This is a genomic window from bacterium (genome assembly GCA_036524115.1).
GTDB lineage: Bacteria > JAUVQV01 > JAUVQV01 > JAUVQV01 > DATDCY01 > DATDCY01.
In genome coordinates, this window is sequence record DATDCY010000315.1 from 71,012 (window position 1) to 90,643 (window position 19,632).

Here is a 19,632-nt window from a genome sequence, read left to right on the forward strand (position 1 = left end):
CACCACAAACTCACTTGTGTAAAGCACAGCCAATATCTCTTTACACAAACCATCTTTCGGCTACAATGATTTCCGCAAGGAGGATGGTTTGAAACCGGCGATCCCAAAGAAGCTTCCCCTGGCAAGCCTGGGCTGGGGCGATCTGATCCCCCCAATTGCCGCGGCCAATCGCGCCCTTGCCCTCTACGAAGGCATTCTCCACGGCGTCCCGGAGCCGCAGGTCCTGCTCTCGCCGCTGACGACCAACGAGGCCGTCCTCTCTTCCCGCATCGAGGGGACGCGGGCCACGCTCAACGAAGTGCTCGAGTTCGAGGCCGGGGCCGAAATCGTCGAAGAGTCGAAGCGCCAGGACATTCAGGAGATCATCAATTATCGGCGCGCCCTGCGCCGTGCGGAGGAGGAGCTTGTCGGCCGCCCCTTCAACCTCAATCTGCTCAAGGAGCTGCACGATATTCTCCTCGACAGCGTCAGGGGCCGCAACCGGGAGCCGGGGCGCTTCCGTACGACACAGAACTACATTGGCGCGCGCAACGCACCCATTGAGCAGGCCGCGTTCATTCCGCCCGAGCCGGGGCTGCTGCTGGAATGCCTCGACAACTGGGAGAGGTACTACCACGCCGAGGAACGCGATGCCCTCGTTCAATTGGCGATCGTCCACGCCCAGTTCGAGATAATTCACCCCTTCTCGGACGGCAATGGCAGAATCGGACGCATCCTCGTGCCGCTCTTCCTCTACGAGCGCAAGATTCTCTCCCGCCCGATGTTCTATCTCTCGGGCTACCTTGAAGAGCACCGGGACGAGTACATCGCTCATCTGCGTGCTTTGAACGGCCCGGAAAGCTGGAATCGTTGGGTGCGCTTCTTCCTCGGCGCGCTCGTCGAACAAGCCCGCGAGAACGCCGACAAGGCGCGTGGCATTCTCGCCCTCTATGAGAGGCTCAAGGTCCAGGTGCTCGGCCTCACGCACTCGCAGTACGCGATTCCGCTTCTCGACCGGCTCTTCCGGCAGCCGGTCTTCTCGAGCAGCAGCGTGACAGGCGCCGCAGCCATGCCGAGCAAGCCGATGGTCATGAACCTCCTGCGGAAGCTCCGTGAGGCAGGCATCCTCACGGTGGTGCGGGAGGGGAGCGGGCGACGGCCGCAAATCCTGGCGCTCGCGGAACTCGTGAACCTCTGTGAGGGAAAGCCCGTCTTCCGGATGTAGCCAACGAGAAGAACTCATGGCCAGACGGCTCATCTGGTGGAGCCGACGCAGAACGTGTAGGAGCCGCTAACCGGCAGGGGGTTTGCGAACCTTCCTCCAGGTTTCCTCGTAGATCGTCCGGCGTGGGCCGACGGCGACGATCTCGATCACCGTCCCGGCGACCCGGTAGATGATCCGGAACCGGGCGACGCGACAACTCCGCAGACCCCCAAGCTCATCGCGAAGCGCCTTGCCGATGGTCGGGTCGTCGAGCAGGTCGTCGAGGGCTGACCGGATCTTGCGCTTCAGGTCGGGGTGAAGCCCCCGGATCAGTGCGGCGACGTCATCGGGGATCCTGAGTCGACGCATGAGGATGAAGGGTCAGTCGGCGAATAGTTCGTCCAGTGTGTACAACGTCGCTTTGCCGCGCTTGAGGGCAGAGAGTCCCCGGCGGATTTCGGCGACGAGATCCGCATCTGCCCGGACCGCAGCCGTTTCCTTCCAGCTCTCGAAATCATCCGGGCTCACGAGAACCGCGGCCGCCCGCCCGTTGCGGGTGATGACGATCTCCTCGTCGTGCCCCTCGACCGCGTCGAGCAGGGCGCTGAGCCGAGCCTTGGCCTCGGAGAGCGGGACCGTTTTCATCGCACACGCTCCTGTATGGTCAGAATTATGACCAATGTAGGCTGGGGGGGATGGCTTGTCAACGGGCGGGTCCAGTCTGCCATCACCAAGAAACGTACCTCTCGGTCTCCCGCTAGCCGGCTTCCTCGCCGGGGACGTCCCCCCGGCGCAGCAGCGTGATCACGTGCCCGTCGAGTTCCGCGTGGCGGGCTGCGACCGACGGTCCCGCGCCAAGGGCGACGCGGCTCTCCTCCGGCCCGATCTCCAGCACGCGCACCTGTCCCCAGGCAACGGCGAGGTCGATGCCCAGTACCTTGGCGGCGGCCTCCTTGACGGTCCAGACGCGCGCGGCCGCCGCGATCGCGCCGAGCTGCGACGACGCGACCAGCGTCTGCTCCGCATCGTCGGCGTAGAGCGGGAGGTTCTCGAGAAGACGGTCCTGGAGCGCTTCCACGTCCACGCCGACGGCCGTCTCCGCGGCCACGGCGATGGTGAAGCGCCGGTCGTGCGACACGCTGCAGCGCAGGCCCGTCCCGCCGGCCAGCGGCCTGACGCCGTCCCCGTCCAGCGTGTGGATGGCGGTCGCGGGGGTGCGCTCATCGCCGGTCAGCCGGCGGAAGAGGCGTTTGCACGCGAGGCGTGAAGAACAATACGAGGTCCGGCGCCGCTCGCCCATCCCGGCCGTGCGCAGGCGCTCGGTCTCGGTGAGACACTGCTCCGCAAAGGGCATCAGCGTGGCCTGTTCGATGAGGACCACGGCGGCGCATCCCCGGGCGATCGGTCCGAGGGGATCCTCCTCCGCCCCGGCGCGGACCCACGCCGGCGGCTGCAGCGTCCCGCCGCTCACGTCGCGCATGGTCACCCCGTGGAGCACCTCGCACGGCTGGCCCGCCATGTCCAGGATCCAGATGTCGAAGGTCAGCACGCCCGCGGCGGCCCCCACGGGGAAGATCCGGCTCACGTAGGTGCCGCCCTCCGTGGGCCGCACGATCTCCCGCCGGCGGAAGCCCACGGGAAAGGCCACGATCCCCGCGTGCCGCTGGCTCCAGACGCAGGCGGCGTGCAGCGCGGCGTCGAGCACGAAGGGCGAGCCGAGGGGCGGCTCGGGCGCGTCCTGGCTGCGCGCGGGGGCGTCGATCACCGCGAGCGCCCCCTCGGGCGAGACGAACAGGGGGCGGGCGATCGTCCGGAACGCGGGGCCGAACGGGACGAGGTCCCGGTAGATCGCCTCCGGCTCCACCGTGAGGCAGCGGCCCGCGAGCGCGGCGGCGAGGTCCAGGGCCGCCGGGATCTCCGGCCGCTCTTCGGCGACGAACTCGACCTGCGCATGAACCCGCGTGCGCGTCATGCCGGAGGACCCGGCCGCCGTCCGCGTGAGCAGCGCGGCGCGCAGGGAGCCGTCGTCCAGCGGGCGCAGCTCGCACCAGGCCGCGATCGGGCCTCCGCCGCTTGGCAGCTCGAGGAACTTGTCGAAGGTCGCGTTGCGCAGGCGGCGCACCGGCCGGCCCGGTTCGCGCTCGCGGACCCAGCCCGCCAGCAGCTGCATGGCCTCCACGGCCGGGAGCACGGCCCGCCCCTGGAAGCGGTGGTCGGCCCAGGCGGGCTCGACCGGGATCGTCACGGCCAGGCGGCCGTCGGGACCTAGCGGGGGAAGCGCGCCCACAACTCCAGGGTCTTCTCGTCGATGCCCACCGGGATGCCCCTGGCGTTCACCGCGCAGTGCCGCGTGAAGCCGGTGCACGCCAGGGCGCCGCCCTCGGCGTGGGTGATGACGTAATCGAACTGTGCCTTGACCCGCTCGAGCGTGGACGGACGCGTGTGGATGTACATCGCGTCGTCGTAGGTCAGCGGGCTGAAGTACTCCAGCCCCGTGGCGATGATCGGGTAGACGAAGCCGCTCGCCTCGACGTCCTTGTAGGTGTAGCCGGAGTCGCGCATCAGCGAGGCCCGCCCGAACTCGAAGTAGCGCAGGTAGTTCGAGTGGTAGACCACCTGGGAGCGGTCAGTGTCGGCATACAAGGTGCGCAGCTGGCAGCGGTGCCACACCAGGCCGCTGGTGCGGTCGCGCACGTAGTTCGCGGCGGCATCGCCGTCGAGGGGCTCGGGGCGAAACGGCTTCGGTCGCACGCTACACGCCTCTGAAGACGACGCAGCAGTTGGTGCCGCCGAAGCCGAACGCGTTGGAGAGCAGGAACTCCTGGGCGTGGCGGCGCGCCTGCCTGGGGACGACGTCGATGTCGTCGAAGGCCGGGTCCGGGATGTGGTTGACCGTCGGGAGCACCAGCCCCCGGCGCATGCCCTCTATGCCGAGCGCCGCCTCGACGGCGGCCGCCGCCCCGAGGGTGTGGCCGATCTGGGACTTGTTGGCGGAGATCGGGATCTTCCCCAGGGCTTGCCCGAACACGGCGCGCAGGCAGGCCACCTCCACCGCGTCCCCCTTGGGCGTGGAGGTGCCGTGGGCGTTGACCGCGTCGATGTCGGCCGGCTCGAGCCCGGCGTCGTCGATCGCCTCGCGGATGGCCCGCACGATGGTCTCCTGGTTGGGCATCGTGAAGTGGTGGGCGTCGGAGGTCCAGCCGATCCCGGCCACCTCGGCCAGCGGCTTCAGCCCATGCTCGGCCAGCGCGGTGTCCGCCGCGAGCACCAGGACGCCTCCGCCCTCGGCCATGACGAAGCCCTTGCGGTCGACGCTGAACGGGCGGGAGGCCTGCGTGGGGTCCGCGAACGCCCGGTCGCCCTCCGTGACCTTGATGGTGGCCCACATGTTGGAGAACCCCTGGATGATCTCGGGGATCAGACAGGTCTCCACGCCGCCGGCGAGCACGAAGTCGCAGTCGCCGTCCCGGATCATGCGCGCGCCGATGGCGATCGCGTGGTTGCCCGAGGCGCAGGCGCCCTGCGGCGAGAAGATCGGCCCGGTGAAGCCGAGCAGCATGCCGGCCTTGCCGGCGGGCACGTTCGCGCAGAGGTTCGGGAGCAGGTACGGGCTGACCTTCGTCGGGCCCTCCCGCGCCAGGTTCTCCACGGCGATGCGCATCGCGTCGCTGCCGTTGAGGGCGGAGCCCACGAGGCACGCCGTCCGCGGGCCGGTGCGCCCGTCCATGGCGAGCCCGGCGTGCGCCAGGGCCCGCTTGCAGAGGGCCATCGTCAGGAAGACGAAGTCGGCGTTCCAGCTGCCGGCATCCTTGGCCTTGACGAAGTCCAGGGACTCCGGACGCCAGTCGGGGATCTCCCCCACGACGTTGCTGCGCGAGTCGGTGGCGCAGCGCGTCACCCGCCGGAAGCCGGCCTCGCCGCGCACGGCGCGCTCCCAGGTGCTCTCGAGCGTGGAGCCAAGCGCCGTGGCCACGTCGTAGCCGACGACGTAGACCTTCCGGTTCAGCGGCGGCCTCATCTCGCTCGCTCGCGCTGGCGGGGGTGGCGGGTCGTCATGCGACCCGCTCGAAGACGACGCACGTGTTGCAGCCCCCGAACCCGAAGGCGTTCTTGAGCACGAACGTCTGGTCGACCCGCCGGGCGCCCTCGGCCACGCAGTCGAGCGGCAGCTCCGGGTCGGGCCGATGGTTGATCGTCGGCGGCAGCATGCCCGCGAGCATGCCCTCGAAGGCGAGGACGGACTCGATCGCGCTGGAGGCGCCCATCGCATGGCCCGTGAGCGACTTGTTCGCGGTCACCGGCGGCAGAGCGTCGCCGAAGACCTCCCGCAGCGCGTCGTACTCCACCTTGTCGCCCACGCGCGTCGCCGCGGCGTGCGCGTTGACCGCGTCCACGTCGCCGGGCGCCACCCCGGCCTGGTCCAGGCTCTCGCGGATGCAGCGGCGCACCGTGTCGAGGTGCGGCGCCACGAAGTGGTGGGCGTCCGACGTCATGCCCCAGCCGGCGACCGCGATCCGGTAGTCCAGGCCGTGGGCGCGGGCGAACTCCTCGGCGGCGAGGACGACGCACCCGGCCCCCTCCGACACCACGAACCCGCGCCGGTGCGCGCTGAAGGGCCGGCTGGCGGCCTGCGGCGGCTCCTCGGGCTGCCCCTCCTTCGGGACGTAGGCGCCGTTCATCGTGGCGAAGCCGGCGACGATCGGCTCGACGAGCGCGAAGTCGGCCGCGCCGCAGAGCACCACGTCCGCCCGGTCCTGCGCCAGCAGCAGCGCGCCCACGGTCATGGAGGTCACGCCCGTGGCGCACGCCGTCACGGTGCTCACGATCGGGCCCGTGGCGCCGGTGTGCATCGAGACCTTGCCGCCGACCATGTTGATGCAGGAGTTCGGGTTGACGCAGGGCAGCGGCAGCGTGCCGTCGGCGACGAGCTTGCGGTCGGCGGCGAGCACGGCGTCCAAGCCGCCCACCGCCGAGCTGTAGGTGATCGCCACGCGCGGCGCCAGTTCCGGCGTGATCCGGAGGCCGGAGCGGGCGAGGGCGCGCTCGACGGTGACGAGCGCGTACTTGAAGATCGGCGAGGGCCAGCGGGCCTGCTCGCGCGGCTTGAGGAAGTCGTAGGGCAGGTGGTCGATGTCCGGGGCCTGGCCGGCGATCTTGACGGGGAAGTCGTCGCCGGCCGCAAAGCGGGTCAGCCGCCCGACGCCGCTCTCGCCCCGCAGGGCGCGCTGCCACTGCCCGTCCAGGTCGAGCCCGAGCGGGGAGATCGCGTCGTAGCCGACGACGACGGGACGCCTGCCGAGCAACGCGCCCCCTACCAGGGCAGGAACTTGTAGAGCTTGGCGAACATCTCGTAGACCTCGATCCAGTTCTGGAGGTCCCTGGTCGAGGCCATGTGGGCGCGCTTGTTGACCATCACCCAGCTCATGTGGGCCGCGCCGTCCTTGCACGTGGAGCAGTCGCGCGTCTCCGAGGTGCAGCAGCGGTGCATGGTCTTGAGGTCCGAGGCCCAGCGGATGAAGTTCGTGAGGTGCTTCGGGGCCGGGTCGCGCTTGTCGAGCGGCTGGGTCACCGACGGGCACTCCATCCAGCCGAACGGCCGGCCGAGCATCATCCCGGTGGTGATGACCTCGTGGTAGTACTTGGAGCTGATGACCGTCTCCGGGTAGGCATCGAGCATGGCGTCCATCTCGGCGCGGATGGCGGTCAGCTCCCCGGGCTTCCAGCTGAAACCCGAGACCCCCTCGTCGTTGGAGAGCAGCTGCATGTGCACCTTGAGGCCTGCGTCGCGGATCTTGCGGATGATGCGCTCGGTCCGGCCGATCTGCTTGGGCGTGATGGTGAAGAGGTAGTAGGTGTAGGGGTCGCCCTCGTAGTTCTTGCTGGAGATGGCGAAGGTGTCCCTGCCACGCAGCACGCGCTCGTCCTGCTCGTCGCCCCAGAGGGAGATGCCGACCATCAGGTCCGGGAAGCGGTCGCGGGGCACCTTGATCAGTCCGTTGGACGCGCAGAAGGTGGGGAGCCGCTTGTAGAACGCCTCCACGCGGTCGAGGCAGAGCGTCGGCTCGCCGCCGATGAGGATGGCGAGGTTCACGCCCCGTTCCATCTCCCGGTCGACGAACGCCTCCCACTCGGCGACGTCGGTCTCCTCCGGGGCGGCCTTGTGCTCGTTGGACGAGAAGAAGAAGCACCCCTTGCACCGCAGGTTGCAGCGGTTGGTGACGTCGTAGATGGAGCTGCGGATGTTGAGCCGGGAGATCTTCCGGTAGCGCTCGTGCCAGTGCTCGTCCAGGAGGGAGCTGATTGTCTTCATCGGGAGTGTTGGTGCTAGTCGAGCCCGAAGCCCGGTGGCGCCGTCATCCTTTCGCAGAGATTCCGGCCCTTAGTATAGTCCACGACCCAGACGGCGAGGTAGGTGTCGACGTAATCCAGCCAGGAGCGGAAGGTGTCGGGGTCCGTCGCGTGCCGGAAGAGGCGCGCCGTGACCACCGCGCTGCCGGCCGCGTAGTGGCGGCAGTCGGGGCAGTCGGTGTCGGGGACGCAGCAGGCGGCGTCCCGGTCCCACTCCAGGTCCGTGCGGTACTGGCGAAATGAGCGTCCCAGGCCTAAGTCCGTGGACGGGTTCCGGCGGGGGTACGAGCAGCCGAACAGGTCGTGCAGCCCCAGCCGGTGGGTGTGGGCCACGGCGTTGTAGGGCGAGAAGAGCACGTGGTCGGGGTGGCGCGCCAGCAGCTCGGTCATCGTCCGCCGGGTGCGGGCCAGCGACTCGGGCGTGTGACGCAGGCGGCCGCTGTAGCCGACGGGCGCGGAGAACATGTTGAACGTCACCTTGCAGTCCTCGCGCGCCAGGGTCGCGACCACGTCGCCGGCCTCGTCGATGTTGTGCGGGGTGAAGGTGTAGACGAAGACGGCGCGGGAGTCGCCCTTGTAGTTCTCGATCTGGCGGGCGAGCATGTGCCTGGCGCCGCGGATGCGCGCGCTGGTCTCGTCGTTGCCCCAGACCGAGACGTGGATCCGGTAGCCCACGGCGCGGGGGATGTGCATGATGCCGTTCGAGGCGATGGCGCCCAGCGGCATCTCCTCGTGGCACACCCGGAGCAGTTCGGGCACGAGGGAGGGCTCGGCGCCGGCGAGCACCACGTAGGTGATGCCGCGGTCGCGCTCGGCGCGCATGAGGGCGCGCCACGCGTCGGGGTCGCCGTGCTCCGCCGCGTGCTGCTTGTCCCCCTCGAAGTAGTAGCAGCCCTCGCAGCGGATGTTGCAGCGGCGGGTCATGTCGTAGGTGGACTCGCGGAGGAAGAAATAGCGCCGCACGCGCTCCCACCGGGCCCTGACCTCCGGTTCCGCGGTCAGGGCCGCGAACGTCCACTCCGCCATCGTGCGGGCTAGGCCCCGGCCGCCAGCTTGCCGTGGATGTACTGGGAGATCAGGCGCAGGGTCTTGAGCTTCGGGTAGTCGTCCTCGTCGATGCGTACGCGGTACTGGTCGCGCAGCACCAGCGCCACGGTCGCCAGGTCCATGCTGTCGACGCCCACCTCGTCCACGAGGTCCAGGTCGGGGTCGAAGGTCTCGGGAGTTACGTCCTCGAGCTTCAGCTCCCTGATCATGATCCCGGCGATGTTGAGGATCAACTGGTCCAGTTCCATTGCTACAGCCATATCCCCCCCGTCTTCCTGTCTGCTTCCGTCGGCACCCTGCGCCGGAACGCCCCCCCCGGGCCGTTCGTCCGCCACGCAGCCGTCGTCGCGCTAACGCTCCACGCTCTTGACCACCATCGTCCCGCTGCACACCGGCGTCTCCCCCCTGGTGATCCGGAAGGCGTACGCCCCGTCGCGGCCGGGGCGCGGCTCGGCCGACACCTGCAGCTGCTCGCCCGGCAGGATCATCTGCTTGAAGCGGACGCGGCTGACTTCCGCCACCCGCGCGGGCAGGCCCAGGGCGGACTGGATTAGATCGGCGACCATCGCCAGCTGCGCGATTCCCGGCAGCACCGGCTGACCGGGAAAATGGCCGTCAAACCAGGGAGAATCAGCGGGGACCCACACGTCAACCATTAGAGCGCAATCGCCTCGTCGTATGTCGGCTGCCTTGTACCACAGAGGATTTGTTCCTGCAAATTGTTCGCTCATCGCCGATATCCGCGTGCGCGGATCGAAGGCGCCGGCCTGTCACCGCGCGTCAAACCTGTCATCGCGTCCCCATTGTACCGCCGTACGCGCAGATCGTGGTCATCGCACGAGGTGCTCCCACAGGGGGCCGGACCGGCCGCGCTGGTGCATACGCTGGAGGATGGCCGTCGCGGCGTCCCCGCCGGAGGCCTCGACCCAGTTGTCCCGCCCCCGGGCCCGCTTGGCCAGGGCCTGCGCGATCGCGGGAAGGGTGATCCCCGCCGGCTGGTAGAACACCGGTTCCACGATGTTCGCTCCGGCGGCGATCTGCCCCTCCCGCACGGCCAGTTCGTGCAGGGGCGTGTTCGGGTAGATGCGCATGCCGCCGAAGAGGAAGAGAACGGTCCTCTCGAGCGTCTCGATCTGCGCCAGGGTGTCGGCGAACGTCTCCTCCGTCTCACCGGGGCCGCCGAAGAGGAGGTAGTGGGCCACGTGCAGGCCGGCGGCCCGCGCGGCGCGGTGGGCGGCCAGCACCTCGCTGCGGCGGAAGGGCTTGCCGTAGGCCTTCAGGACGCCGTCCGTCAGGGACTCCGTGCCGAATTCCACGTGCCTGAGCCCGCAGGCGGCCATGGTCTCGAAGTAGCCCTCCGGCAGGGCGACGGGCGCGAAGAAGCCGCCCCAGGGGATCGTGAGGCCGTGCTCCCGGAAGGCGCGGGCGACCTCCAGGCTGTGTCCCACGTCGGCGTTGAACGCCGAGTCGGTGATGAAGAGGTACCGGGCCCCCGCCTCCTGGAGCCGCAGGGCGGTGGCCGCCACCTCGTCGACCGGCGCGTGGCGCAGGCGCCGGCCCTCGATGCGCGGGTAGGTGCAGTAGACGCAGCGGAACGGGCAGCCGCGCTTGGTCTGGAGATTGAGCATGCCGCCGTTGCGCAGGTAGAAGTCCACGTGCCCGGCCCGCGCGTCGAAGCGGCGCCTGACGGACTGCGGCCAGGGCTCCGGCGCGGGCAGCGGCGGCCCCGCGTCCGCCCCGCTCCGGGTCACGACGCCCGGCAGGCCGGCCGGGTCCAGCCCCGCGGCCAGCGCCTCGAGCAGCGCTTCGAGCCGCTCGCCCTCGCCGACTATTCCGTAGTCGGCCTCCAGCAGTTCCATGGCTTCGCCCGGGAAGATCGTGAAGCCGCTGCCCCCCAGCACGATCGGCGCCCCGCTGCAGCGGCGGACGCGAAGGGCGAGCTGGCGATAGTCCCCCATGTAGCTGCGGGGGGCGCGGCTGTCGGTGTTGTCTGCGTTGCGGAGCGAGAGCCCGATGACTTCGGGGCTCCATTCGGCGACGGCGCGCTCCAGCGCCTGGTCCTCGCCCAGACAGTTGAGGTCCAGGCAGCGCACCTCGTGCCGCGCGGAGATGGACCCCGCCACGTAGTCGAGGCCCAGCGGGTAGACCGGGAACGGCTCGCGCACGGTGTTGACGGAGAGCAGGAGCACTCTCATCGCGGCCCGACCATCACGGCGGAGGAGGAGAGGCCGAGGCCCAGCAGCAGGACGCCCCGGCCGCCGAGGGGGACATCGACCCCGCCGGCGAGGGCGGCCGGGACGAGCTGGTCCCGGACCATCCGGTGCGCGAGGACCGCCGCAACCGCCGAGGCCGCGCCGAACTGACCGATGGCGCGGCGATAGTCGATCACGGGCCTATCGAAGCCGCTGGCCGCCACGAAGGCCGCCAGGTCGCGGGAGGCCGCCTCGGCGTGCCCGGCGGGGATGCCGGCGAGGATGGCGCCGACGGTGTTGCGGACGTTCCCGGCCCCACCCGCGGCCTCGAGCAGCGCCTGCATCGCGTCCGCCCCCGAATCGCCGCGATACGCCAGGAGGGCGACCGTGGGCTCGTCGCCGCGCGCCCGCCGCAGCAGCAGCGCCCCGCCCCCGTCGGCCGGCGGGGTGCCGCGCACCGAGTCGTCGAACAGCGGCGCCAGCGACGGATGGCCCTCGTCGACGCCGAGCACGAGGACCGCCTGGCCGGGGTCGCCCGCCAGCAGATCGGCCGCCAGCAGCGCCTGCTCGAAGGAGGCGTCGCCGCCCGTGGTCGTGACGTTGGCCCCCCGGGCGCCGAGGTGCATCGCGATCTGGCCGGCTGGCGCGTTGTGCACCGAGCCGACGAAGTCCGTGGGGGAGGGGAACCGCTGCCGCGTCTCGAAGAGCCGGCGCAGGAAGTCGTGCGTCTCCGAGAGCGCGCCCCAGGCCGTGCCGAGGCAGACGGCCATGGGCCCGGCGCCGGCGGGCGCGCCGTGACAGGCCTCGGTCGCCAGGGCCAGGGCCAGCCGCGACAGACGCTTGAGTCGACGGACGACGCGCGACGGCAGCTCCCCGCAGATCGCCTGCTCGTCGAGGCAGCCGGCGCAACTGCCGCCCGCCGCGAAGCGCTCCCAGGTGGCGCGCGTGCCGCCGGCCCCGGTCAGGCAGGCGGCGGCAGCGATTGCCAGTGCGGGCGGACGCGGTGGCATCGCGCGAGCGGTCCCGGGCCGGGCCCTGCCGATCACCAGCGCCGCGTTGTTCCCGCCGAACCCGAAGGAGTTGGAGAGCACGGTGCCGATGCTCCGCCGGACAGGCGCCGTCACCGGGTCCAGCTTCAGCTGCGGATCGACGTTCTCCAGTCCCGCGTTGGCCGGTGCGAAGCCCTCGTTCACGGCCAGGGCCGAGACCACGGCTTCTATCGCGCCCGCCGCGGCCAGACTGTGTCCGGTCGCCCCCTTGATCGAGGAGAGAGCGGGCGGGTGATCCCCGAAAAGCGAGACGACGGCCCGCGCCTCGGCCAGGTCGTTGTCCTCGGTGCCGGTGCCGTGGAGATTGATGTAGTCGATTTCCTCGGGCGCCACGCCGGCGTCGGCGAGGGCGGCCCGCATCGCGGCGATCGCCCCCAGGCCCTCGGGGTGGGGCGCCGCCGGGTGGTGGGCGTCGCACGACAGGCCGGCCCCCAGTAGCTGCGCGCCCCCGCCGGCGGGCGGATCGCTCGTGAGCAGGAGCAGGGCCGCGCCCTCCGCCACCGACATGCCGTGCCGGTCGCGGTCGAGCGGGCGGCTGCCCCGCGGGTCGATGAGCTGGAGGGAGTGGAATCCGAAGTAGGTCAGGCGGCAGAGGCTGTCGGCGCCGCCGGCCAGCACCCGCCGCGCCAGCCCGCGGCGCAGCATGGCCATCGCGAGGGCGATCGCCACGGCGCCCGACGAGCAGGCGGTGGAGACGGTGATGAGCGGGCCGCGGCAGCCGCAGCGCCGGGCAAGCAGCTCGGCCACGGTGCCGGCGCCGTGATGGCGGTAGGCGGCCGGGTCCTCGCAGCCGCCTTCCAGCAGCGTCTCGGTGCGCAGGATGCCGCCGGTCGTCGTGCCCAGGACGATGGCGTCGACCGGGCCCGGGGCGCCGGCCAGGGCCTGGTCCGCGGCAAGGCAGGCCAGACGGTGTGTGCGGGGGAGGCGTTCGCCTTCGTCCTCCGCGAGGTCCACCGCCCCGACGGGCAGGTCGTTCCCGGATTCGATGGGGAAGATTCGCAGCGGCCCCAGCCCGCGTCGTGCTTCGAGCAGGGCCGACAGCGTCTGGTCCGTGCCGCTCCCGAGGGCGCCGATCACCCCCATCCCGGCGATGGAGACCGGGCCACCGCTCAACTGGTGAGCCTCGGGGACTTCTCCTGGATGTAGCTGGCGAGCGTCCGCAGGGAGGCGAAGACCCTGGCGCCCAGCTCCTTGTTGTCGATGACGACCCCGTAGTCCCGCTCGATCATGACGACCATTTCCAGGGTGTCGATGGAGTCGATCCCCAGGTCGCCGCCGACGAGCCGGCCGTCCAGGGGGATGTCGGCGGGGGTGACGTCCGGGAGGTTGAGGATCTGAACGATCTTGACCCGCAGCGCTTCGATCAGCGTGTCCATGTCCTCCACATGATATCATCTTTCCCATGGGCGCCGAGGGGACGCAGGGCGGTCCGAACGTGGACCTCGAGACGCTCGTACCCCATCGCGGCCGCATGCTGCTGCTCTCGGAGATCGTCTCGTTCGATACGGACGAGGCCACCTGCCGCGCCGTCGTGCGCGAGGGCTGGCCGCTGACCGGGGAAGGCGGCGCCGACCCGCTGGTGCTCATCGAGCTGGTTGCCCAGACGGCGGCGGTCAACAACGGCTGGAACATCATCCAGACGCAGGAGCCGGGGCGGCACCACCGCGGCTGGATCGCGGGCATCAAGAGCGCCCGGCTGGGGGTCGACCGCATCGCCCTCGGCACGGCGCTGACGACCCGGGCGCGGAACCAGTTCGCCTACGAGGAGTTCCGCGAGATCGAGGGCACGGTCAGCATCGGCGCGGAGGTCGTGGCCGAGGTGACGCTGCAACTCGTGCAGGCGGCGCCGTGACGGACGCTCCCGCATCGCCGGCCGCGCTCGTCACGGGCGGCAGCAAGGGCATCGGGCGCGCCATCTGCGTGGAGCTGGCCCGCGTCGGCTACGAGGTGATCGTCAACTACCACTCCGACGCCGACGGCGCCCGCGAGACCGTCGCCCAGATCGAGGCCGTGGGCGGCAAGGGCAGCTGCGCCGGCTTCGACGTCGCCGACGCCGAGGCGACCGGCCGGGCCATGGAGGAGATCTTCGCGGCCCACCCCGCGGTGGACGTGCTCGTCAACAACGCCGGCCGCGTCGCGGACGAACTGTTCGTCATGATGAAGCCGGAGGCCTGGCGCAGCGTGATTGACGTCACCCTCCAGGGCTTCTACAACGTGACGAAACCGGTGCTGGAGAAGATGGTTGTGCACCGCAGGGGCGCGATCGTCTCGATCGCCTCGGTCTCGGGCCTCATGGGCAACCGCGGGCAGGCCAACTACGCCGCCGCCAAGGCCGGCCTCATCGGCGCCAGCCGCTCCGTGGCCGCCGAGGTCGCGCGCCTGGGCATCCGCGTCAACGTCGTGGCACCCGGCCTGATCCAGACCGCGATGATCCAGGAGGCGCCGGTGCAGAAGATCAAGGGCCTCATCCCGATGGCCCGCGTGGGGACGCCCGAGGAGGTGGCGCGGGTGGTGCGGTTCCTCTGCTCCGAGGACGCCAGCTACGTCACCGGCCAGGTTCTGTCGGTGAACGGGGGGATGTTCTGAACCTCAAGCTCATCTATCCGCGCTGGCCGAAGCTCATGAGCCAGACGGAGTTCCACCTGCCGCCGCACGGCCCGGTCGTCATGGCCGCCGCCCTGCCGCCGGATGTCGCCGTCACCTTCGTCGACGAGAACGTGGAGGAGCTGGACCTCGACGATCGCCCCGACGCGGTCGCCATCTCCATGATGCTCACCAGCCAGGTCCGGCGCGGCTGGGAGATCGCCGACGCCTACCGCCGCGCGGGCGTGCCGGTCGTCTGCGGCGGGATCGCCACCATGCTGCACGCCGAGGAGACGCAGACGCACGCCGACGCCGTCTTCCTCGGCGAGGCCGAGGGGCGCATGGAGACGCTCGTCGACGACCTGCGCCGCCGCCGGCTCAAGCCGGTCTATGACTACCTGCGCCAGCCGCCGCCCATCGAGATCGTGGGCACCGCCCGGCGCGACATCCTGCGGCGGGAGCTCTACAACTACCGGGGCGTGCAGATGGTGGATCTCGTGCACGCCTCGCGTGGCTGCCGCTACAACTGCTACCCCTGCTGCGTCTCCTACCTCGGCGGCCGCGTGTTCCGGCCCCGGCCGATCGACCGGACCATCGCCGAGATGGCCGCCATCGACAACAACCGCCTCTTCATCGTGGACAACTCGCTGGCCCAGGACCGGAAGTGGGAGCTGGACCTCTTCCGCGAGATGATCCCCCTGAAGAAGAAGTGGTGCTGCCACCCCATCGAGGACGACCCCGAGGTGCTCGACCTGGCCGCGCAGGCCGGCGCCTGGTACGTCTACCAGGCGGTCTTCGACACCTCCGACTACATCCGCGAGCGCATCCGGCGCTACCACGACCACGGCATCGGCGTGGAGGGCACCATCCTGCTCGGCCTGGACGAGCACACCGAGGACGACATCAAGCGCCTCGTCGACTTCCTGCTGGAGATCGAGCTGGACCTCGCCGAGTTCACGGTCCTCACGCCGTTCCCCCACACCCGCGCCTACGAAGACCTGCAGCGCGACGGGCGCATCCTCTCGCACGACTGGAACGACTACACCGCCGACAAGGTCGTCTTCCAGCCCAAGCAGATGAGCGCGGAGCGGCTCCAGGAGCTGCTGGCGTACGCCTGGGACACCTTCTACCGCGACGAGCCCCAGCCGATGAAGATGTCGAAGCTCTTCACGAGGGTGATCCGCAAGGAGATGGCCGACGGCACCGCCCGCCCCCGCCAGCGGGAGCTGCGCGGCCGGGCGTTCGGGAAGACGGTTGGGGGGATGTGAGGCGGCCGGGAGCCTTCTCCGTCAGCCGTCCAGCTCCTCGAACCGGTTCGCCGCCCTGAGCCGCGCCATCTCGCGCTCGTAGCTCGCGCGCCAGCCGATCTTCCGGCGGCGGCGGCCGAGCACCACCTTGAGCACGGGGCGCACGAGGTAGAGCCAGATGCCGATCCAGAGCGGCCCCTGCATGCGCGCATGGCGGGAAGGCTCCCACCAGCCCAGGACCTGCTGGCGCTGGTACCAGACCAGGTACTGCAGGGCGTCGGCGTCCAGGTGCCGGGTCCGCACGTTCGCCCAGATGCCGTTGTAGGTCGAGAAGTCGTCCGCGTTGGTGACCAGCCCCTCGTCCAGCAGCTGCTGGCGGATGCCGGTCTTGGGGTACGGCGTGAGTATCTGGCAGTAGGGGGAGTCGACGTCGACCTCCTTGAGGAAGCGGTAGTTGTCGATGAAGTCCTGCTCCTCGTCGTCGGGGAAGCCGAAGATCATGCCCCCCACCACCATGATGCCGTACTTGTGGCACAGTTCCACGGCCCTGCGGGAGGCGTCGAGGATGTCCCCCTTCTGGGCGGCCTTGAGGTTCTTGCGGGAGGCGCTCTCGATCCCCAGGAAGATGCTCTTGAAGCCCGCGCGGGCCATCAGGGCAACCATCTCCTCGTTGCGCGACATGGTGACGCAGTCGGCCTGGACGACGAAGTGCATGCCGCGGTAGGCGCGCTCGATGATCGCCTTGCAGATCTCGATGACCCGCGGGGGCGAGAGCACCATGTTGTCGTCGGAGACGAAGACCCAGCGGCAGCGGCGCTTGTGGTAGATATCGTCGATGTCGGCCAGGATGCGCTCGATCGGGAACGGCCGGAAGGACTGGCCGTACATGTGCCGGATGCTGCAGAAGTTGCACGAGCGGTTGCAGCCGCGGGAGGTCTCCATGACCTCCACGCTGCGGTTCATGATGTGGTAGCCCCACGTCAGGCGCCGCTTGTCGCGGATGGGCAGCTTCAGGCGCGCGAGGTCCAGCAGCTCGCCCTTCGGGTTGTGCACGAGCGCGCCGTCCGCCCCGCGGTGCGAGAGAGAAGGGATCGCGGCGACATCGTCCCTGCCGGCCAGCGCGTTGACCAGGCGCCGGAAGCACTCCTCGCCCTCGCCCCGCACGAGGAAGTCGATGTCCCGGGCCCCGGGGTCGCGGCCGATCTCCTCGTACATCAAGGTGGCGTGGTAGCCCCCGACCACGATCCTGGCCTGCGGCAGCCACTGCCTGACCAGGCGCGCGATCTTGAGGCAGGTGCCGAACTGCCAGGTCATCGACGAGAGGCCGACGACGTCGGGGCGCAGCTTGAGCAGGGTCCGCTGGAGGTACCCGCGCACGGTGCCACGCTTGCGGACGAGATCGACGAGGAAGACCTCGTGGTCCTCGTCCAGGTTGGCGCCCAGGCTGGCGATGCCGAGATTCGGCATGTGAAAGGCGGCCTCGTGCATGATGACCGCGGCGACGTCCGGCATGGAAGCGAGCACCACCCTCATTGCGTCCTCCGATCCTCGCGCGGCCTCACCCTTGCGCCGTCGCCCCGCCGGCCGCGGGCTCCAGCAGCGCCCGCACCTGGGCAATCAGCGCCCGGGTCGAGAAGTTCGGCCGGTCGTACGCCGGGGTGAGGCGCGCCAGCAGCCGCACCGTGATCGTGTTGGGCCGGCAGGCGGCGAAGCGGAAGCGTCCCGGCGTGAAGAGCCGCTGGGTGTTCCCGATGGCCGCCACGGCCACGGGCGCCCTGCAGAGCCGGGCGATCTTGAACGCACCGGCCTGGAGCGGGCCGACGGAGCCGTCGCGGCTGCGCGTGCCTTCAGGGAAGACGAAGAGGTTGCCGCCCCCGGCAAGGAAGGTCCGCATCCCCTCGAGGTGCTCCAGCGTGCGCTCCGAATCGGGGCCGCCGGACGCCAGGTAGCCCGACGCGCGCAGCACCCAGCCGAGGAAGGGGTAGCGGAAGAGACGTTCCTTGACGACGGTCGTGTGCCGGGGGAAGAGGGAGATGAAGAGCAGCGGGTCGAGATACGAGAGGTGGTTGCACACGACGACCGAGCCGCTCACGGCGGTCAGCGCCGGGTCGATCTCCCAGCGCTGCCGGGGCATGAGCAGCCGGCAGAGTCGGAAGAAGCCCCGGTAGAAAAGATTGTTGAGGCGCTGCGCCGCCCGGGCGCGGTTGTGCCCCAGCGCCATCGCCAGGAGGCAGAGGGGCGCGAAAAAGAACACGAAGCCGAGTATGAAGTATCCCCAGAGGACGAGCGTGACCGCGACCTCGACCGCCCACGTCAGGAGGCGCGGCAGGCCCGTTCGTGCGTCCGCGCCGCCGCTCACGGCGTCGCCTTCCGGAGGACGAGGCAGGTGTTGACGCCCCCGAAGGCGAAGTTCTGGATGGCCGCGGTCCGCACGGGCTCCTCGACCAACTGTCGGACGTGGCGGACCATGGCGCAGCGCTCGTCGACCTCGTCCAGGTTGAGCGTCGGGGCCACGAAGCCCCCGTGCATCATGTAGAGCGTGAGGATGGTCTCGATGGCGCCGCACGAGCCCATGGTGTGGCCCATGTAGCTCTTGAGGCCCGCCACCCAGGGTCGCCGGCCGTAGATGCCGCCCATGGCCTGGGCCTCCATGACGTCGCCCATCTTGGTGGCCGTGGCGTGCGCGCTCACGAAGTCGATCTCGTCGGCGCTCACCCGCGCCTCCTCCAGCCCGAGGCGGATCGTGCGCTCGATGCCGCGGACGTCGGGCAGGATCAGGTCGCCGCCGTTGTTGGTGCAGGCGAAGCCGAGAAGCTCCGCGAGGATGGGCGCCCCGCGGCGTCTGGCCCGCTCGTACTCCTCGAGCACCACCGCGCCGGCCCCCTCGCCCACGACGAGGCCGTCGCGCCGATTGTCGAAGGGCCGCGGGGTCAGGTGCGGCGTGGCGTTGAACTCCGTGGAGCAGGCCATCAGGTTGTCGAAGACCGCCACGGTCGTGGTGTCGTACTCGTCGGCGCCGCCGCAGAGCATGGCGTCCTGCATGCCGAACTTCACCGCCTCGTAGCCGAAGCCGATGGACTGGCTGCTGGTGGTGCAGGCCGTCGAGGAGGAGATCACCCGGCCGGTGATGCCGAACATCCGCGTGATGTTCACCGCCGTGGTGTGCACCATGGACTTGAGATAGTCCACCGCGCCGATGTTCGACAGCCCGCGGTCGTCCTTGCCGAAGAAGGTCCGGTAGATGTCGCGCTGCACGGTGGGGCTGCCGTGGGTGGAGCCGAAGGCGACGCCCAGGCGCCCGGAGGTGACGAACTCCTCGTCCAGGCCGGAGGCGGCCAGCGCCTCCTTGGCCACCTGGCAGGCGTAGTAGGCCACCGGCCCCATGGTCTTGCGGTGGTGGCGCGAGAAGCCGTACTCGATGGGGTAGTCCACGGTGCCGAAGACGCCGGCGTGGATCTGGGCGGAGAGCAGGTCGTCCCTGCGGATGGCCTTGACCCCCGATATCCCCTCGGTCAGGTGCCGGACGATCCCCTCGCGCGTGTTGCCGATGGGGGTGATGGCGGCGCAGCCGGTGACGACGACCCTGCGGCTCATCGAAGGAGGAGCCTCGTGCGGCGCCCTCAGGCGGCCGTGCGGGCGGCGGCCAGGCGCAGGACGTAGTCCACGATCTGGCCGACGGTCCTGATCTCCATGGCGCTCTTCTTCTCCTCGTAGGTCAGGGGGCTGCCGAGGAGCAGCTCGATCTCGCGCAGCAGCTCGACCGCGTCGATGCTGTCGAACTCGTAGGCCTCGCGCAGGTCCTCGTCCTGGCCCGGGTCCTTGATCTCGAAGCGCTCCGCGAAGACCTTGAGGATGGCGGCACGGGCTTCGTCGCGGGTCATCGGCACCCCGGACGGCATGACACTGGCGATCGCAGCATGGTCACGACTTTCTACTACAAGAGCCGCCGCCTGAAAAGTCAAATCTTCGTCGGCCTCGCTTGT

21 protein-coding genes are annotated in these 19,632 nt (G+C 70.0%); 4 read left to right on the forward strand and 17 right to left on the reverse strand.

Annotated features, from left to right (window positions below; translation table 11 throughout):
- The first annotated feature begins 88 nt into the window (after positions 1-88).
- Positions 89-1,204, forward strand: coding sequence for a Fic/DOC family N-terminal domain-containing protein (locus VI078_15150; protein ID HEY6000622.1), 1,116 nt, complete (start codon positions 89-91; stop codon positions 1,202-1,204).
- Positions 1,205-1,270: 66 nt separating this feature from the next.
- On the opposite strand, the gene VI078_15155 is transcribed toward VI078_15150, so the two are convergent.
- The 13 genes from VI078_15155 to VI078_15215 all read right to left on the reverse strand — a co-directional run bounded on the left by VI078_15155 (position 1,271) and on the right by VI078_15215 (position 13,195).
- On the reverse strand, positions 1,271-1,552 hold the full coding sequence (locus VI078_15155) for a type II toxin-antitoxin system RelE/ParE family toxin (protein ID HEY6000623.1): 282 nt from the start codon (positions 1,550-1,552) through the stop codon (positions 1,271-1,273).
- 12 nt (positions 1,553-1,564) lie between these two features.
- Positions 1,565-1,828, reverse strand: a complete 264-nt coding sequence (locus VI078_15160) for a type II toxin-antitoxin system Phd/YefM family antitoxin (protein ID HEY6000624.1) — start codon at positions 1,826-1,828, stop codon at positions 1,565-1,567.
- A gap of 112 nt (positions 1,829-1,940) precedes the next feature.
- On the reverse strand, positions 1,941-3,428 hold the full coding sequence (locus VI078_15165) for a polyketide synthase dehydratase domain-containing protein (protein HEY6000625.1): 1,488 nt from the start codon (positions 3,426-3,428) through the stop codon (positions 1,941-1,943).
- 20 nt (positions 3,429-3,448) lie between these two features.
- Entirely contained in the window at positions 3,449-3,934 is a 486-nt protein-coding gene (locus VI078_15170; protein HEY6000626.1) for a YbgC/FadM family acyl-CoA thioesterase, read from the reverse strand.
- Position 3,935: 1 nt separating this feature from the next.
- Complete coding sequence (locus VI078_15175) at positions 3,936-5,201, reverse strand: beta-ketoacyl-[acyl-carrier-protein] synthase family protein (GenBank protein HEY6000627.1); 1,266 nt, start codon at positions 5,199-5,201, stop codon at positions 3,936-3,938.
- Between the two features lie 34 nt (positions 5,202-5,235).
- Positions 5,236-6,486: a beta-ketoacyl-[acyl-carrier-protein] synthase family protein gene (locus VI078_15180; GenBank protein ID HEY6000628.1), complete on the reverse strand. Its 1,251-nt coding sequence runs from the start codon at positions 6,484-6,486 to the stop codon at positions 5,236-5,238.
- Between the two features lie 8 nt (positions 6,487-6,494).
- Positions 6,495-7,493, reverse strand: a complete 999-nt coding sequence (locus tag VI078_15185; GenBank protein HEY6000629.1) for a radical SAM protein — start codon at positions 7,491-7,493, stop codon at positions 6,495-6,497.
- 14 nt (positions 7,494-7,507) lie between these two features.
- Complete coding sequence (locus VI078_15190; GenBank protein HEY6000630.1) at positions 7,508-8,557, reverse strand: radical SAM protein; 1,050 nt, start codon at positions 8,555-8,557, stop codon at positions 7,508-7,510.
- An 8-nt stretch (positions 8,558-8,565) separates the two neighbouring features.
- Positions 8,566-8,838 carry a phosphopantetheine-binding protein gene (locus VI078_15195; GenBank protein ID HEY6000631.1) on the reverse strand — a complete coding sequence of 91 codons (273 nt, stop codon included), beginning with the start codon at positions 8,836-8,838 and terminating at the stop codon, positions 8,566-8,568.
- 90 nt (positions 8,839-8,928) lie between these two features.
- The gene (locus VI078_15200) at positions 8,929-9,234 is read right to left on the reverse strand and encodes a hypothetical protein (GenBank protein ID HEY6000632.1); all 306 of its coding nucleotides are present in this window, start codon (positions 9,232-9,234) and stop codon (positions 8,929-8,931) included.
- A gap of 174 nt (positions 9,235-9,408) precedes the next feature.
- Entirely contained in the window at positions 9,409-10,773 is a 1,365-nt protein-coding gene (locus VI078_15205; GenBank protein HEY6000633.1) for a lipid biosynthesis B12-binding/radical SAM protein, read from the reverse strand.
- On the reverse strand, positions 10,770-12,932 hold the full coding sequence (locus VI078_15210) for a beta-ketoacyl synthase N-terminal-like domain-containing protein (protein ID HEY6000634.1): 2,163 nt from the start codon (positions 12,930-12,932) through the stop codon (positions 10,770-10,772). The genes VI078_15205 and VI078_15210 overlap by 4 nt, the downstream gene beginning before the upstream one ends.
- Positions 12,929-13,195, reverse strand: a complete 267-nt coding sequence (locus VI078_15215; GenBank protein HEY6000635.1) for a phosphopantetheine-binding protein — start codon at positions 13,193-13,195, stop codon at positions 12,929-12,931. Before VI078_15215 ends, VI078_15210 begins: the two co-directional genes overlap by 4 nt.
- A 26-nt stretch (positions 13,196-13,221) precedes the next feature.
- Here VI078_15215 and VI078_15220 point away from each other — a divergent pair, with 26 nt between their 5' ends.
- From VI078_15220 to VI078_15230, 3 genes are read left to right on the forward strand one after another with little or no spacing between them, the layout of a single operon-like run.
- Positions 13,222-13,671, forward strand: a complete 450-nt coding sequence (locus VI078_15220) for a hypothetical protein (GenBank protein HEY6000636.1) — start codon at positions 13,222-13,224, stop codon at positions 13,669-13,671.
- Positions 13,668-14,405, forward strand: coding sequence for a 3-oxoacyl-ACP reductase FabG (fabG, locus tag VI078_15225; protein HEY6000637.1), 738 nt, complete (start codon positions 13,668-13,670; stop codon positions 14,403-14,405). The genes VI078_15220 and fabG overlap by 4 nt, the downstream gene beginning before the upstream one ends.
- Positions 14,402-15,670 carry a cobalamin-dependent protein gene (locus VI078_15230; protein HEY6000638.1) on the forward strand — a complete coding sequence of 423 codons (1,269 nt, stop codon included), beginning with the start codon at positions 14,402-14,404 and terminating at the stop codon, positions 15,668-15,670. The genes fabG and VI078_15230 overlap by 4 nt, the downstream gene beginning before the upstream one ends.
- A gap of 21 nt (positions 15,671-15,691) precedes the next feature.
- Here the strand turns inward: VI078_15230 and VI078_15235 are convergent, their stop codons facing one another.
- Genes VI078_15235 through VI078_15250 form a run of 4 tightly spaced genes read right to left on the reverse strand, consistent with a single transcriptional unit; the run spans position 15,692 to position 19,530 of the window.
- On the reverse strand, positions 15,692-17,182 hold the full coding sequence (locus VI078_15235; protein ID HEY6000639.1) for a radical SAM protein: 1,491 nt from the start codon (positions 17,180-17,182) through the stop codon (positions 15,692-15,694).
- Positions 17,183-17,207: 25 nt separating this feature from the next.
- On the reverse strand, positions 17,208-18,008 hold the full coding sequence (locus tag VI078_15240; protein ID HEY6000640.1) for a 1-acyl-sn-glycerol-3-phosphate acyltransferase: 801 nt from the start codon (positions 18,006-18,008) through the stop codon (positions 17,208-17,210).
- On the reverse strand, positions 18,005-19,243 hold the full coding sequence (locus tag VI078_15245) for a beta-ketoacyl synthase N-terminal-like domain-containing protein (GenBank protein HEY6000641.1): 1,239 nt from the start codon (positions 19,241-19,243) through the stop codon (positions 18,005-18,007). Before VI078_15245 ends, VI078_15240 begins: the two co-directional genes overlap by 4 nt.
- 26 nt (positions 19,244-19,269) lie before the next feature.
- The gene (locus VI078_15250) at positions 19,270-19,530 is read right to left on the reverse strand and encodes a phosphopantetheine-binding protein (protein ID HEY6000642.1); all 261 of its coding nucleotides are present in this window, start codon (positions 19,528-19,530) and stop codon (positions 19,270-19,272) included.
- Positions 19,531-19,632 lie beyond the last annotated feature (102 nt).